We start from the raw sequence: 15,024 nt of genomic DNA on the forward strand, positions 1-15,024 counted from the left end.
TGACTAGTCCCATACCACCGGAAGCGCCGACGGCCTGCGGAAGTGCATGCCGGTGATCAACGGCGGCGGCGCATCGGGATCGCAGCGCAAATTGGGCAGGTTGTCCAACATCGCCTCGATCAGTGCCGTGATCTGGCGCCGAGTGGTGTTGATGCCCGTGCAGATATGCGGACCGAAACCGAAGCTGACGTGGTGTGGTCCCGTGCGCCCGATGCGGAACTCGTCGGGATCGGGCGGATAAGCCTCGGGGTCCCTGTTGGCCGACCCGATGGCCACCAGCAGCGGCGTTCCGGCAGCGAGCTTCGTGCCTCGAATAACAACCTCGCGGGTGGTGATGCGCGGCAAGAAGACCGCAGGCGATTCGAGGCGCTCGCCCTCGACGAGCGCCAGCTGCAGGCGGCTGCGATCCCGGCGGATACGTTCCAGCTCGTCTGGCCGTTGCAGCAGCAGCGTCAACGTGTTCAAGAACTGGCGGGTCGTGTTATCCGTCGCCGCCAGCAGCAGCGCCCGCATGAACGACGTGATCTGCTCGTCGTCGAGAACGCCGCCGTCATACTCGGCTCGGATAAGGGAACTGACAAGGTCGTTTCGCGACGCACCGGCTGCCCGCGCGCGCTGCACGACCGGCAGCAGGCGATGCCATTGCCGCTCCGAGGCCTCGACGGCTCGGTCGAACCTGCGCCGAACTTGCTCTGCTTGCACCGGATCTGGGGTGGACCACCCCGCCAGCAGGATGCTCAGTCCATCGATCTCGAACTCTTCGTAGCTGTCTTCGTGGTCCTGCAGGCCCAAGATTTCATACGTCGCCCGCAACGGGTATTCCAGAGCCACTTCGATGAGGTCCGCACCGCGCTTGGAAGCCATCTCCGCCACGAGCTTTGCGGCCAGTGGCCGAAAGGTGTTCTCGTCCCACGCATTCAGGAGCTTGCCGCCGAAAACCGATTGCAGGTAGCCGCGCCACTGGCGGTGCTCGGCGCCGTCCAGCGCCAGGATCGAGCGCCCGATCAAAGCACCCTGGGAGACTTCCCAGATGCTGCTCGAGAAGGTTTCCGAATCGCGCAGGACGGCCATGATGTCGTCGTAGCGAAACACCGTGTACGTCTCGTCCGCGCGGTCACCGATGAAGGACGGAACTCCGAGTTCAACCATGATGTCGCCCTTCATCACCGGCGTCTCGCGCCGGTGCCGGGCGAGCACCGAATAGGGATCATCCATCGTCGACACGCGGAAGGCTTCCCCGAGTTCTTCTGAGAGTTGGGCAACCGATGGGCTCATGGGTGCGACGCTAACAGGGCGACGGCGCGTTTTTAAGGCTTGTGATGCCGCACATCCAACAATTGAGTCATTTGACTGATCAAACGAATCACCAAGCGAGACATAGTCCTTGATCAAGTGCGCCAATTGAGATGAGGACGGCGATGGCAGAGTTGACGAACCGAGTCGCGTTGATTACCGGAGCTGCCCGCGGGCAGGGCCGAAGTCACGCGGTCGCGCTGGCAGGCGAGGGTGCCGACATCATCGCCATCGATATCGCCGCCGACATCGAATCAATTCCATATCCGTTGGCGACCAAGGAAGAACTCGAGGAGACAGCACAACTCGTGCGCGACACCGGGCGACGGGCCGCCACCTATCTCGCCGACGTGCGCCAGCTGGCCGACCTGCGGGAGTGCGTGCAGTTGGGTACCGCCGAACTCGGCGACATCGACGTAGTGGTGGCCAATGCCGGTGTGGTGGGCGTCGGAAAGACCGACCCGCATGACGAACAGGTGTACCGCGACGTCGTCGAAGTCAACCTGTTCGGTGTGTGGAACACGATCGCCGCGACCGTGCCATCGATCATCCGCAAGGGCCGGGGCGGCTCGATCATCTTGACCGGCTCGACACAGGGACTGGTGGGCCGCGGCGGCGACGGCTCCGCGGCCATGTTCGCCTACGCGGCCTCTAAGCACGGCGTCGTGGGGCTGATGCGCTCTGCCGCGAATGCCTATGCGCAGCACAACATCCGGGTCAACACGGTACATCCCACCGGGGTGGCTACGCCCATGGTCACCAACGACTACGCTGCCGAGTCCTTTCAGGGCAGTCCGACGGCAGCCAAGGTCTCCACCAACCTGCTACCCGTTTCACTCATCGAAGCCCAGGATGTGACCGATGCGGTGGTGTGGCTGGCCAGCGACAAAGCGCGATATGTCACCGGTGTCAGCTTGCCGGTCGACGCCGGCTTCACCGTGATGTGACAGTGATGTGACAACCACCGCGGGCTCGCAGAGCGGTCAGGGTTCGACCAGGATGCTGGCCCGCTGCCCCGCCTGGTGCCGGTTGAGCGCCCGAACGGACACGTCGTGGCCCGTGGCCGCCGTACGTAACGCGCCAACCGTCGCCTGCTCGCGCTGGATTCGCGTGAACGGGTCGAATGAGTACCAGCGCATCGCGTTCCGGTGGGTGATCTTGTCGATCTCATCGTCCGGAACGTCGTTGAGCGACAGCATATCCCAGAGTTCCTCGGGGGCGCCCGGCCACATCGAGTCACTGTGTGGGTAGTCAGCCTCCCAGGCGATGTTGTCGATACCGATCATGTTGCGCAGCCGGATACCCACCGGGTCGCTGATGAAGCAAGTCAGGAAGTGCTCCCGGAACACCTCCGATGGAACCTTGCCGCCGAAGTCCTGACGGGTCCAGGTGGAATGCATCTCGTAGGTGCGGTCCGCTCGCTCCAGAAAGTACGGGACCCATCCCGTGCCCCCTTCGGACAACGCGATCTTCAGGTCCGGATACTGCTTGATCGGCTTGGACCACAACAGATCCGCGGCCGCCTGAATGACGTTCATCGGGCCCAGGGTCATCAATACGTCTATCGGCGCGTCCGGTGCCGTCGTCACCAACTTGCCGGACGAACCGAAGTGCAGGTTCATCACGGTGTTGGTGTCGCACAGCGCCTTCCACAGCGGATCCCAGTAAGCGTCATGGAAGCTCGGGTAACCCATCGCCGCCGGGTTCTCGGTGAAAGTCAGCGCGTGCACACCCTTCTTCGAAACCCGCCGCACCTCCGCCGCACATGCCTGGGCATCCCACAGCACCGGCAACGCCATCGGGATGAACCGCGCCGGGTAAGCCCCGCACCACTCATCGATGTGCCAGTCGTTGTAGGCCTGAACCAATGCCAGGGAGAAGTCGGAATCTTCGGTGGCGAACAGCCGCCCGGCAAAGCCGGGGAAGGAGGGAAAACAAATCGAAGCCAGGATGCCGCCGGCGTTCATGTCTTTGATCCGTTCGTCGACCTGGTAGCAGCCGGGCCGGATCTCATCCAGACCCTGCGGCTCCAGCCCGAATTCATCCTTGGGCCGGCCGGCTACCGCGTTGAGCGCTGGATTCGGAATCACCCTGTCCCGGAACTTCCAGACATCCGAACCATCCGGATTGTGCACCAGCCGGGGCGCCTCGGCCGAATACCTTGCCGGCAAATGGTTTTCGAACATGTCCGGTGGCTCGATGGTGTGGTCGTCGACGCTGATCAGGATCATGTCATCTTTGTGCATGGGCGTTCCTTCCTCCAAGGCGCAGCGGCTAGCGGATTGAGAAGCCGGCGTCGAGGGGCCACTGCACACCGGTGATGAAGCGCGCCTGGTCGGAAACCAGGAAGGCCACCGCGTTAGCGATGTCTTCGGGCTGCAGGATCTCGATGGGCAGCGCGTTCTGCATCGCGGCGATGCCTTCGGGACTGCGGGCCGCCGCCCGCGGCAGCGCCTCGTTGTCGGTCATGCCGCTGAGCACACCGGTCGGGTGAATCGTGTTGACCCGAATCCAGTGCGGGGCAAGATCATTGGCCATGGTCTGCATGTATCCGACGAGCCCGCGCTTGGCCGCGACGTAAGCTTGCATGGCCGCGTCGTGGGTCGCGCTGCCCTTCAGCCCGCCGGTAGAACTGGTGAGCACGATCGAGCCGCCCCGGCCGCCCTCGATCATCGAGGGCAACGCCGCGCGGACCGTCTGGAAGGGACCGGTGAGGTTGACGTCGATGACGTCCTTCCACTCCGCGACGAAATCCTCCTCTGGGTCGTAGCGGACGATCCCCGCGTTGGCGATGATGATGTCCACCCTGCCGAAGTCGGCGAATCCCTCCTGAAATACCTCGGCGACCTGCCCGTAGTCACGCACGTCAGCCTTGCGGCCGACCATGCGGCGGCCCTGGGCCTCGACCATCTTGATGGTGGTGGCGAGGTCCTCCTCGCTGGCGTTCGGGTAGTCCATCGTCGCGATGTCCTGGCAGATGTCGAATCCGATGATGTCGGCCCCGTCTCGAGCGAGACGGATCGCGTGCGCTCGCCCCTGTCCGCGCGCAACACCGGAAATGAAGGCGACACGTCCTTGCAATCCGCTCATCCCGTCCTCCTTGAACTGACGTATCGGTAGCACTGTGTTCAGCCGAACGGCAGCGCGGCAGTCGTTCCAACGCCGACACCTTTGAGTCGCAAGAACTCCTCGATGCCGGCGCGGCCACCCTCCTTGCCCTGCCCGCTCATGCCGAGCCCGCCGAATGGCCGCCACACCGCAACGTTGGACCCGCCATTGATCAGCACCTCGCCGGTCTGCAGCTCCTCGGCCACCCGCAGCGCGCGGTTCAGGTCACGGGTCTGGATGTAGCCGGACAGCCCGTAGCGGGTGTTGTTGGCGATCGAAACCGCCTCGTCCTCGTCCCGGAACGGCATGATCGCCAGCACCGGCCCGAAGACCTCCTGCTGCGCCAGCTCGGACACGGGGTCGACGTCGGCGAAAGCGGTTGGCGCGAAGAAGAAGCCGTCGGTCAGGTCACCTCCGAGCCGTTGCCCGCCGGTGAGCAGCCGCGCACCCGTCGCCTGGGCTCGTTCGACCGTGCCGCGCACCCGCCTCAGTGCGGCCTCGGTGATCAACGGCCCGGAGGCCACCTGCGGGTCGAACGGGTCGCCCACCGCCAGGTTCCCGGCAATGTTGACCACCCGCTGGCACACCTCGTCATAAATCGATTCCGCGACGATCATGCGGGTGGGAAACGCGCAACCCTGGCCGCTCAAAAGACCGATCGACATGAACGTGCCGTGCAGGCACACCGAGTCCAGATCCGCGTCTGCGAAGACGATGTTCGCCGACTTGCCACCGAGTTCGAGCACCGCGGGCTTCATGGTCGCCGCACAATCGGTGAGGATCCGTTGCGCGGTTGCCGGCCCCCCGGTGAAACTCACCTTCGCCACCGACCGATGGCCGACCAGGGTGGCACCCGCGGCAGCGCCGCCGGGCACAACCGAGAGCACGCCGTCGGGTATGCCCGCGCGCTGCGCCAGCTCGGCGTAGAGGCCGCAGCAGAACGGGCTCAACTCAGATGGCTTGACCACCACCGTATTTCCCGCCGCGAGCGCCGCGGGTACCTTCATCGCCAACGAGATCAGCGGGCTGTTCCAGGTGACGACGACCCCGATCACCCCATAGGGCTGCCGCAGGGTCAGACCGAGCTCACCATCAGCAGTGAACGACGCGGTCGTGTTTCCCTCGATCTTGTCCGCCCAGCCTGCGTAGTACCTGGTCCATTCCGCGGCGATCGCCGGAGATGCGGCGGCGGTGGTGATCGGGGTTCCGTTGTCGAGCACTCCCAGCCTGGCGAATTCCGCCGCATGCTCTTCGATGAGGTCCGCGAAGTGCGTGAGGATCGCCCGGCGCTCGGCGGGCTTGGTCCGTCGCCAGCTGTCGAACGCCTTATCCGCCGCACGCACCGCTTGATCGACCTCGGCGGGTCCCGCCAGCGGAATGGTGGCGTCCACCAGCCCGGTTGCCGGATTCACGTGTTCGTACAATCCGCCGCTGCCGGCGTCGCGTCGTTCACCGGCGATGTTCAGGAAAACCTCGGGTGCGGTCCGGATCGTTGTGCAGGTCGACATTGGGTGCGCTTTCGGGTCGGCAGGCGATGCGGCGGCTGGGCTGCTGTCACGAATCGTGTTGAGCTACAGGGCCGTACGTCTTGGCGATGGAGTCATCCGCAGGCCGTGCGGTTGCACGATTGCCCAGGGCCGTTCCCGGACGCGGGCGCCGGGCTCAAGTGACAGCCGCCAGTCGCGCAACACGGTGGCGGCCGTGACATGCATTTCGGTGATGGCGAACGAGTCGCCGATGCACTTGTGCTTGCCAATTCCGAAGGGAATGAACATATGTCGCGGCAGGCGCGCCGAGTTCTCCGGGGCCCAGCGGTCCGGTTTGAAGGCGAGGGCGTCGTCATAGACCGTTGGATCTCGGTGAATTGCGGTGGGGCTGAACCCAACCTCTGCCCCGGCCGGAAGCCGGAACTGCCCGAGTCGAACCTCCCGCACGGCTCGACGGGACAGCATCGAGTTCGGCGTGTGCAGCCGCAGAGTCTCGTTGACAACCCGTTTGACAAGCTCGAGGTTGCGCAGGTTGTCGTAGGTGATGGGCCCCCCGGCCAGCCTGTCGTCGAGTTCGTGGGCTACCGCGCGCTCGATCTCGGGGTGCCGGTCCAGCTCGTAGAAAAGCCAAGACAGGGTGGTGGAAGACGTCTCGGTTGCTGCGAGTAGGAGCGTGAGCACTTCGTCTCGCACCTGGTCGTCATCCATGGGTTGGCCCGTGTCTGCGTCACGGGCTTGGAGCAGCATGGCCAGCACACTCTCGCCACCTTCGCCGGTGGTGCGATATGCGGTTATGAGGTCCCCGACCAGCGCGCGTACGTCGGTGATCGCGGACTGGAACCGGCGATTTACCGGAATGGGCAACCGGGTGAGCCAGTCGAATGGGTAGAGGGTCTGCCAGATCACCCCTTGGTTGATTCCGGTCAGCGCCCGCTCGACTCGGGAGACCGCACAGTGGCCGAGATCGGTCTGGAAGAGTCCCCGGCACACCACCGCCAGGGCCATGGTGTGTATTTCGTGGGTCACTTCGATCGGCTGGCCGGGGCGCCACGTCCGCGACAAGGTCTCGGCGGCCTCCGCCATGACCGCGGTGTAGCGGGCGATCTGCCGTTGCTGGAAAGCGGGCTGAAGCAGCCGACGTTGACGGCGGTGGAGCTCGCCGTCGGAGACGAGCAGCCCTTGGCCGAGGGCCTTGCCGGCGCGCTCGAAAACCGCTCCGCGGGTGAAGTAATCGGATTGACTGACCATCATGTCGCGCACCAGGTCATGCGAGGTGACCAGATAGACCGGACGTGGGCCCAGGTAAATGGTGACGACATCGGCCACTGAGCGAAGCCGTGCCATGAATCCGAGTGGGTCACGGGCCAGTGCGCCCAGATGCCCCAGGCCCGGCAGCCGTCCGGGGGCCAGCGGCGGTGTGCTCAGCGTTGATGGAGTCGCGACCGTCATTTCAAGGTCATTTCAGGGTCATTTCGGTTCTCGGCGAGCAGGATTCGCGGGGATCGCTTCCCAAAGTTCTTCTGACACTCGACCGGTGAGGCCATGGGCGCCGACGCTAACACGACAACACCGCCGTTTTAAGGGTCTCGACGCAGCACCCGACACAATTGAGTCATTTGACTCAACAACATCGCCCGCCAGTTCGGGCCCGGCGAACCCACGGGACCCATCCCCCGCCCGGCCCGCTAATCACATGGCAAATCGTTGTATTTTCTACGTGAGCGCTAGTCATCGCCTGTGAATCTGCTGTAAAAGTGATTTGACGGGCGTTCGGCCCTAGCGCCATTGGTGAAGAGTGTGCGGCGCCGCCTGGAGGCGATGGGAGCTGACACCGAGTATCGGGAGGAGAGGGGCAGCTGCTGCTTTGATCGAGGGCCGGATCGACACGGTTGGACGGTCCGGAATCACCGATCTGAGCAGCGGGACGAGCGATATGTATCTGTGTGCGATCCGCGGCGAACGCGCGCCCGCCACCCCGAGGGCGGCGCCGTTCGATGCGAGCCACCGGTTGGAATCGGATTTCGTTGTGGCAGTTGCTAATTGCGCTGCTGTACACAAGTCTCCGCTTAGCTCCGCCACGGAAGCAAGCTAGCGGTGTCCACTTTCTCGAGGGAACCGCAGCTCGGCGGCGAGAAGCTGATCGACCGGGTGGATGAACTAGTCGCGCTGGAGTCGTTCCTCGATGACACCGGCTCTCCTGGTGGCCTGTTGCTCCGTGGCGACGCCGGGGTCGGTAAGTCGATGCTGATCCAGGAGCTGTCGGACAGAGCGGCCGCACGGGGCTGGCGGCTGTTGCGCTGTAGCGGCGTCGAAGCCGAGGCATCCTTCGTGCTGGCCGGCCTGAGCCAGCTCGTCTATCCGCTGCGCGATTTCATCGGCGGCCTCGGGGTCGAGGATCAGCGCACCTTGCAAACCGTGTTGGGCGCGTCATGCGATAGGGCACCCTCGGTGAGTGGGCTGACGTTCGCTTTGCTGAGCCTGTTGACGGCAGTGGGTGACGCGGAGCCGTTACTGGTGGTTATCGATGACGCGCATTGGTTCGATGATGTCAGCGCACGGGTGATCGGCATGGCCGGCCGCCGGCTGGATGTGGCAGCGGTTCGGTTGATCGGCGCATGCCGCAACGAGGTACCTAACCCGCTGGCCGACGGCGGATGGCCACAGCTGACGCTGGGTCCGTTCGGTGCCGAGCACTCCGCGAGTTTTCTCGACGAACTCGGAATCGACTTGGGGCCAACGGCACGTCTTGCCGTGCTGGAGCAGGCCGCCGGCAATCCGCTGGCGCTGGCAGAGCTTTCCCGGTGTGCATTGGAGAACGCGTGGACCCCCGACACACCGTTGCCGCTTACGCAACGCCTGGTCGCAATCTTCGGCCACCGGCTCAAAAGCCTCGACGAGGCCGCGCGGGCCGAGCTGCTGCGCGGGGCCCTCGACGGTGCCGCCACCGCGGGCGTGGCATCGGCCCCGCTGCGAACCCGCTACGTAATGCGGGGTGTCGAGGCCGCTGTCGAGTACGGCATCCTGATGGTCGACAACCGCGGCGAAATGGTGTTCAGGCATCCGCTGGTACGTGCCGCGGTAATCCAAGCCTCGATCGCCGAACACCGCCGGGCCGCTCACGCACTGCTGGCCGACCTCTATCCCGATGATCTCGTTCGCCGCGCAGCGCACCTCGCCGACGCCACCGTCGGTCCCGATCAGGCCGTTGCCGATACCCTGGCCAAGGCGGCTGAACTGACGATCCGGCGTGGCGGCGCGCGGCAGGCGATCGGATTGTTCAGGCGCGCAGCCGAATTGTCCGAGGAACTGCGGCGGCGAGAAGACCTGTTGGCCTACGCGGCCTTCGTCGCGTTGCAAGCCGCGCAGCTCGACGAAGCCGAGCAACTCCTCGCTGAGGTGGATCTGGGTGCGCGCGCGTCCGGTGCCGCCGTGCTGACCTCGTCATTCATCTCGCTGTATCGCTACGGCGATGTGGCCGCAACGCATCGGCGCCTTGTCGAACGGTTGCGATCATCCGACGACCTCGACGCCGAAACCCTTTCTCGCATGGTCAATTTGCTGCTAGCGGCAAATATGTTCGGTGGCGACCCGGTTCAGTGGGGCATCACCGATGGCCTCGTGGACTCACTCGTCGACAGGCTGGGCGAACTGACCCTGATTTACCGCGACGCCTGGGCCGACGCGGCCCGCCGCAGCCAAAGCGTGCGACCGCGACTGAACGTGCAATTGAATCGACTGCCGGAGCTGCAGCCGTGGGATCTGATGCGGCTTGCCCTGGCGGGCTACTACGTTGACGTGATCGATGACTTCCGTCCAGCACTGGACCGCGTCGTTGAACGCGAAATGTACGGTGGCGCAGCCACTATCGCACTCGCGACGCTCGCGCTGGTAATGGTCCATCAGATGGCCAGCGGTCAGTGGGCCGAGGCGCAGCGCTCGGGCCAGCGCGGAATGGCGTTGTGCAGCCGGCACAAATACGAGTTGTTCGACTGCCAGTTCAAGAGCTACATGGGGCTGCTGGCAGCTTGCCAGGGCGATGTCGCGCGGGCCGCCGAGCTTGCCGCGGAGGTAAGAGTATGGGCCGAGCCGAGGAGGGTGGGCTTCCTGATAGGCAACGCCCAGCAGATCGGGGTCCTATGCAGCCTTGGCGAAGGCAACTACGAATCGGCCTACCTGCAGGCCGCGACGATCACTGCACCGGGCGAATTCCCGCCTTACTCGCTGCACGCCCCCCGCACCCTCTTCGACTTGGTCGAAGCCGCCATTCACACCGACCGGCTGGACGAGGCGCACCGGCACGCGCAGGCTGCCGAGCGCCTTCAGTTTGCTGACGCCTCGCCGCGGCTGGCTATCGCGACGCGTGCAGCGGCGGCCATGTGCGCCTCGGACGAGCTGGCTCCCGCGCTGTTCGAGGAGGTATTGCAGCACCCCGGGATCCACTCATTCCCGTTCGAACACGCCCGCGTTCGCCTGGCCTACGGCATGCGCCTGCGCCGGTCGCGCCAGGTCACCGGCGCTCGCGTCGCGCTGGGTGCCGCCGCGGAGATCTTCGCCGGTCTGGGCGCGCAACCGTGGGCCCAGCGGGCCCGGAATGAACTTCGCGCGGCAGGCGCCACCCTGCATCACTCAGCCGCGGGGGGCCCGGCCCCACTGAGCGCACAGGAACGGCGCATCGCCGAATTGGCCGCCAAAGGCCTGACCAACAAAGAGATCGCCAGGCAGCTCAGTCTGTCCTCGCGCACCGTCGGTGCGCACCTTTATCGGCTGTTCCCGAAGCTGGGTGTCACCAGACGCGCCGGATTGCATGACGCCCTGAAGGCCTTCGATGCTGCACCGGGCGCGATTGAGTCATCTGACTGATCCCGGCCAGTCCACCAAGCGCGACCATCTCTTGGCATGTCACCGCGACGAAGCGGGACCAGGGCAAGGGCTATCGGATGGCGCATGTGGATGTCAGTTGATACAACGCAGGTAACCGAGGTGTCTCAGGCTGGATCAGCTGTTCTGAAACGCGCTCAGATCGAATGTGATCCGCTGCTGCGGAAGGCAATTGGATCGCTGCCTGAACCGCTGGCCACAATGGGCGGGTATCACTTCGGTTGGTGGGATGCCAATAGGTGTGATGCGCCAGGTGCGCCGGGAAAGTCGATTCGGGCGGCCCTGGTGTTCGGCGTGGCACGTGCGTGCGGAAATGGCGGCGACGCGATGCCCGCAGCGGCAGCGGTCGAGCTGATTCACAACTTCACGTTGCTTCACGACGACGTCATGGACGGTGATTCCACTCGCAGAGGCAGAGCAACCGTGTGGCGAGTGTGGGGAGTCAACAACGCGATCCTGCTCGGGGATGCGCTGCATGCCTTGGCAATGCGGATCTTGACCGAATCGCTCAGAGACACTGTGGCCGTCGACGCGATCGCGCGACTCGAGCAGACCTGTCTCGACCTGTGCGTGGGCCAACAGGAAGACTGCTCGTTCGAGCGGAGCACGAACATAACGGTTCCGGATTACCTACGCATGGCCGCCGGGAAGACCGCCGTGCTGATGGGATGCGCGTGCGCGTTGGGCGCGCTGAGCGCCGGCGCGGACGCAGCAACGGTAGCCGCGATGGAGCGGTTCGGTTACGAGCTCGGCCTCGCGTTTCAGATCGTCGATGATTTGATCGGGATCTGGGGTGATCCTGCTGCGACGGGAAAACCGGCCGGCAACGATTTGGCCCGGCGTAAGGCGACACTACCGATAGTCGTGGCGCTCAACGCCGACGGCGAATCTGCAGCCGAACTGGCGAAGCTGTATCAGTCCGACCACGCGATGAGCGCAAGTGAGGTTCTTCATGCGGCCGAGCTGGTGGAGGCGGCCGGAGGCAAGCAGGCCGCGCACCGCTACGCCGACGAGCGCATGCATGCCGCACTGACGGCGCTGCCCGAGTCGATGAGATCGGGTGAGCTTGTTGCGTTGGCGCAGCTGGTAACCGGTCGCGACAAGTAGGGGGAAATGCAATGACTGGGCCGATTCCCACTGCGCCGCGTGCGATGCCGCTACTCGGCCATACCTTGCCGTTGCTGCGTAACCCGTTGTCGTTCTTGTCCTCGCTGCCCGCTCTGGGAGACGTGGTGCGGATCCGGCTCGGCCCGATCGCTGCCATAGTCCCGTGCACCGCCGAACTCACCCATGATGTCCTGTGCGATGACCGTACTTTCGACAAAGGCGGCCTCTTCTTCGACAGGTTTCGCGAGCTGCTCGGCGACGGTATCGGCACCTGCCCGCGCAGCCTGCATCGCCGACAGCGCCGCCTATTGCAACCGGCCTTTCACTCGCAGCGGCTGCCTGGCTACGCAGAAACCATGGTCACCCAGGTAGATGCGGTCGTAACCCGCTGGCGCGACGGCCAGGTCATCGACGTGACCGCCGAGATGATGACAATCACCAGCCAAACCCTGCTCGCCACAATGTTTTCCGATAGCCTGCCAGGCCCGGTATTGCGCGGCGCACTCGACGATGTCGCCGCGATCTTTGAGGTGCTGTACTGGCGGATGCTGACGCCGCCGCCGCTGGATCGGCTGCCCACCCCCGGCAACCGTCGCTATCAACGTGCCCGCAGCCGGCTGCGTGATGCCGTCGGTTCGGCAATCGCCGGCCGCCGTGCCCAAGGCGGTGATCATGGTGACCTGTTGTCAGCAATGCTGACCGCGCGCGATGTCGATAACGGCAATGGCGCCTTGACTGATGCGGAACTCGTCGACCAGGTGGTGTCCTTCTTCGTTGCGGGCACCGAGACCACCGCACTTACCATCGCGTGGGCCCTGCATTTACTCTCCGAGCATCCGGCCATCGAACACCGCTTGCACACCGAGGTCGATGCGGTACTGGCCGGCCGGGCCGCCACCTACGGCGACCTGCCCCACCTCGGGTTGGTCAACCGCATCATCACCGAGACTCTGCGGCTGTATCCGCCGGGGTGGATCATCAGCCGACTGGTCACCACCGATACTCAGCTTGGTGACCACCGCGTCCCGGCCGGGGCGACGGTCATGTTCAGCCCATACCTGATCCACCATCGACCTGACCTCTACCCCGAACCGGAACGCTTCGACCCCGATCGCTGGCTTCCCGAGCGAGCCAAGGCCATCCGCCGCGATGCCTTCATCCCCTTCGGTGGCGGGGCGCGCAGGTGCATGGGCGACCAGTTCGGCAACACCGAGGCGGTGCTCGCGCTGGCTACCATTGCCGCCAACTGGCGGATGGAGCCCGTTGGCGGCACGCGCGTCCGCCCCGTCGCCGAAGCGTCATTGCGGCCACACGGACTCCGCCTGCGCGCCACTGCTCGTACGGTTGACCGAATTCTCGAACAGCCCAAAATGACTCAGGCGAGCCGGGAAATTGGCTGACTCCGAGGCGCTGACGACCCTTATGGCGGATTTCGCTCTGCCCGAATTCCATTGCCCGTTTCCCGCAGCCTTCGCGCACTCCCGCCACCCGGCTGCAACCGAAGTCGAAGAGGCGATAACGGCAGCCCTGCACCGCAACGGAAGCACTTTGGTGCAGCGAGCCGTCTCGGGCATACATCTGGTGGACTACGCCGGACGCCTTTACCCCGACGCGACCGCGGCCGGCTTGCAAGCCGTCAGCTGGTACTTCGTCGTCTTCTCCGTTCTGGACGAGTGGTCGGAGCCCAAAGACGGCTACGGGCAACGTTATACACCAGGAGCGGACAGCGAGGATCCCCACGCCCGCCAGCTCGCTCAGCTCCTTCGTCCGGTGCAGCGGTTCCTCACCGACGCGGGCGGTCAGGCTGCTGTCGAAGGCTTCCGGATTGCCTTCGAAAGCGCCATGCAGGCGCGGATGTGGGAGCTCGATCACCTGCAAACCGGAAGTGTCCCGTCGCTGGCGGTGTACCCGGAGTTGCGTCGGCAAAGTTCCATGGCCGTCCCATTGCTAGAGCTGCATCCGTTGCTGTTCGGGATGCCTGCGGCTGCCCGCCGGCTGGATCATCCCGCAGTCCGGCAACTCCGCATGATGCTGCTCAATTGTGTGCTGTGGAGCAATGACCTGCTGTCGCTGGCAAAAGAACTGCGCGAGCGCTCCCCCATGAATCTCGCCCTCGTCTTGCAGAAAGACCTCGGGTGTGTCCTACAGCAAGCCGTTGACGAGGTCGGGGAGCTCATCAAGCGGGAAACCCTTGCCTACCTTCGCCTTAAGGAGCAGCTTCCCCGGATCGGCATTGGCACGCCGGACGAATTAGCCGCCGTCACAGCGCTTCTCGACCGAGAGGAACGCTGGTACGCCGACTCCATCGAGTGGCATAAGTCCCCACGCTATGGAATCGGCAAGTTGACAGGTCAAACCCTCACGATTGGAGACCAGTGATGATGATCGGCATCCGGGACGCGATAGAGGCACGGGATATCCGCGCCGCGGGGTGGGCAGGCATTCTGGCCGTCATCCCGGGAATCGTGGTGAACTTCCTGACTGGCACCCCGCTGGAGCCGTACCCGAATTGGGGCTGGACCGACGAGCGGATCGTCGACTACTTCGCGGGCCAGCAATCCGCAATCGCCGTGCAGATCTTCTTGACGAGTGCTGGGTTCGTGCTACTGCTATGGGCTGTCGCCGGGGTGAAACGGGCGGTGCTCACCGACACCAGACCATCGCTGTACAGCGACCTGATCGTCCCGTCAGCAGCTGTGGCAACGATGGCGCTGCTGACCGGCAACGGCATTTACTGGACTGCCGGCCTACGAGGCTTTTCACCGCAGCTGACCCGGTTCGCCTGCGACTTCCTGGTTACCTCGGGCTACCTTGGCGTTCTGCTCAGCGCGGCGGTCATGCTCTTCTCTGCGGGCATGGCGATGCGTCGCAGCGCTGCCTTCCCCAGGTGGCTGGCGATCGGCACGACCTGGGCGGCTCTGCCCCTCGCTGTCGGCCCGTTGTTCTTGCTGGCCGATGCCGGGCCGGCCGCCCCCATGGGCCTGATCAGCCTGATTCCGTATTTTGTGCTCTACCTGTGGCTTCCGATTACCGGTATCGCCATGTTGCGTCTCACCGCCGCGGGCCGCTCCGCCGCCGCCGTCGCGGCCAGCGCGGCGTCGGCAAGCAACCAGGCAGCGGCCAGCAGCTGATGCGTAGCCAGTTCGCTACC

11 protein-coding genes are annotated in these 15,024 nt (G+C 64.7%); 6 read left to right on the forward strand and 5 right to left on the reverse strand.

The window, feature by feature from the left end; genetic code table 11:
* Positions 1-3: 3 nt before the first annotated feature.
* Positions 4-1,392 (reverse strand): cytochrome P450, encoded by a 1,389-nt coding sequence (locus AWC27_RS20385; protein ID WP_245847337.1) that lies wholly within the window; start codon positions 1,390-1,392, stop codon positions 4-6.
* Between the two features lie 26 nt (positions 1,393-1,418).
* Here AWC27_RS20385 and AWC27_RS20390 point away from each other — a divergent pair, with 26 nt between their 5' ends.
* Positions 1,419-2,240, forward strand: coding sequence for a mycofactocin-coupled SDR family oxidoreductase (locus AWC27_RS20390; protein WP_085672147.1), 822 nt, complete (start codon positions 1,419-1,421; stop codon positions 2,238-2,240).
* A gap of 36 nt (positions 2,241-2,276) precedes the next feature.
* On the opposite strand, the gene AWC27_RS20395 is transcribed toward AWC27_RS20390, so the two are convergent.
* From AWC27_RS20395 to AWC27_RS20410, 4 genes are all read right to left on the reverse strand, one after another.
* Positions 2,277-3,539: an amidohydrolase family protein gene (locus tag AWC27_RS20395; RefSeq protein ID WP_085672148.1), complete on the reverse strand. Its 1,263-nt coding sequence runs from the start codon at positions 3,537-3,539 to the stop codon at positions 2,277-2,279.
* A gap of 28 nt (positions 3,540-3,567) precedes the next feature.
* The gene (locus AWC27_RS20400) at positions 3,568-4,383 is read right to left on the reverse strand and encodes a mycofactocin-coupled SDR family oxidoreductase (protein ID WP_085672149.1); all 816 of its coding nucleotides are present in this window, start codon (positions 4,381-4,383) and stop codon (positions 3,568-3,570) included.
* Between the two features lie 38 nt (positions 4,384-4,421).
* A complete protein-coding gene (locus tag AWC27_RS20405) occupies positions 4,422-5,909 on the reverse strand; it encodes an aldehyde dehydrogenase family protein (RefSeq protein ID WP_085672150.1) in 1,488 nt (495 codons plus the stop codon).
* Between the two features lie 63 nt (positions 5,910-5,972).
* Positions 5,973-7,337: a cytochrome P450 gene (locus AWC27_RS20410; RefSeq protein WP_085672151.1), complete on the reverse strand. Its 1,365-nt coding sequence runs from the start codon at positions 7,335-7,337 to the stop codon at positions 5,973-5,975.
* Between the two features lie 645 nt (positions 7,338-7,982).
* On the opposite strand from AWC27_RS20410, the gene AWC27_RS20415 reads away from it, so the two are divergent.
* From AWC27_RS20415 to AWC27_RS20435, 5 genes are all read left to right on the forward strand, one after another.
* A complete protein-coding gene (locus AWC27_RS20415) occupies positions 7,983-10,748 on the forward strand; it encodes an AAA family ATPase (RefSeq protein WP_085672152.1) in 2,766 nt (921 codons plus the stop codon).
* 90 nt (positions 10,749-10,838) lie between these two features.
* A complete protein-coding gene (gene idsB / locus AWC27_RS20420) occupies positions 10,839-11,873 on the forward strand; it encodes a geranylgeranyl diphosphate synthase IdsB (RefSeq protein ID WP_085672184.1) in 1,035 nt (344 codons plus the stop codon).
* Between the two features lie 11 nt (positions 11,874-11,884).
* A complete protein-coding gene (locus AWC27_RS20425) occupies positions 11,885-13,273 on the forward strand; it encodes a cytochrome P450 (protein WP_085672153.1) in 1,389 nt (462 codons plus the stop codon).
* The gene (locus AWC27_RS20430; RefSeq protein ID WP_245847339.1) at positions 13,266-14,252 is read left to right on the forward strand and encodes a terpene synthase family protein; all 987 of its coding nucleotides are present in this window, start codon (positions 13,266-13,268) and stop codon (positions 14,250-14,252) included. Before AWC27_RS20425 ends, AWC27_RS20430 begins: the two co-directional genes overlap by 8 nt.
* The gene (locus tag AWC27_RS20435; RefSeq protein WP_245847342.1) at positions 14,252-15,004 is read left to right on the forward strand and encodes a hypothetical protein; all 753 of its coding nucleotides are present in this window, start codon (positions 14,252-14,254) and stop codon (positions 15,002-15,004) included. Before AWC27_RS20430 ends, AWC27_RS20435 begins: the two co-directional genes overlap by 1 nt.
* Positions 15,005-15,024: the final 20 nt, after the last annotated feature.

Origin of the sequence: Mycobacterium szulgai, from assembly GCF_002116635.1 — a bacterium.
GTDB lineage: Bacteria > Actinomycetota > Actinomycetes > Mycobacteriales > Mycobacteriaceae > Mycobacterium > Mycobacterium szulgai.

Excerpts from the sequence above, each read along its gene's own strand:
- AWC27_RS20435 (WP_245847342.1), top strand. The coding sequence starts at position 14,252 with ATGATGATCGGCATCCGGGACGCGATAGAGGCACGGGATATCCGCGCC.
- AWC27_RS20405 (WP_085672150.1), bottom strand. The coding sequence starts at position 5,909 with ATGTCGACCTGCACAACGATCCGGACCGCACCCGAGGTTTTCCTGAAC.
- AWC27_RS20425 (WP_085672153.1), top strand. The coding sequence starts at position 11,885 with ATGACTGGGCCGATTCCCACTGCGCCGCGTGCGATGCCGCTACTCGGC.
- AWC27_RS20395 (WP_085672148.1), bottom strand. The coding sequence starts at position 3,539 with ATGCACAAAGATGACATGATCCTGATCAGCGTCGACGACCACACCATC.
- AWC27_RS20410 (WP_085672151.1), bottom strand. The coding sequence starts at position 7,337 with ATGACGGTCGCGACTCCATCAACGCTGAGCACACCGCCGCTGGCCCCC.
- idsB (WP_085672184.1), top strand. The coding sequence starts at position 10,839 with ATGTCAGTTGATACAACGCAGGTAACCGAGGTGTCTCAGGCTGGATCA.
- AWC27_RS20400 (WP_085672149.1), bottom strand. The coding sequence starts at position 4,383 with ATGAGCGGATTGCAAGGACGTGTCGCCTTCATTTCCGGTGTTGCGCGC.
- AWC27_RS20390 (WP_085672147.1), top strand. The coding sequence starts at position 1,419 with ATGGCAGAGTTGACGAACCGAGTCGCGTTGATTACCGGAGCTGCCCGC.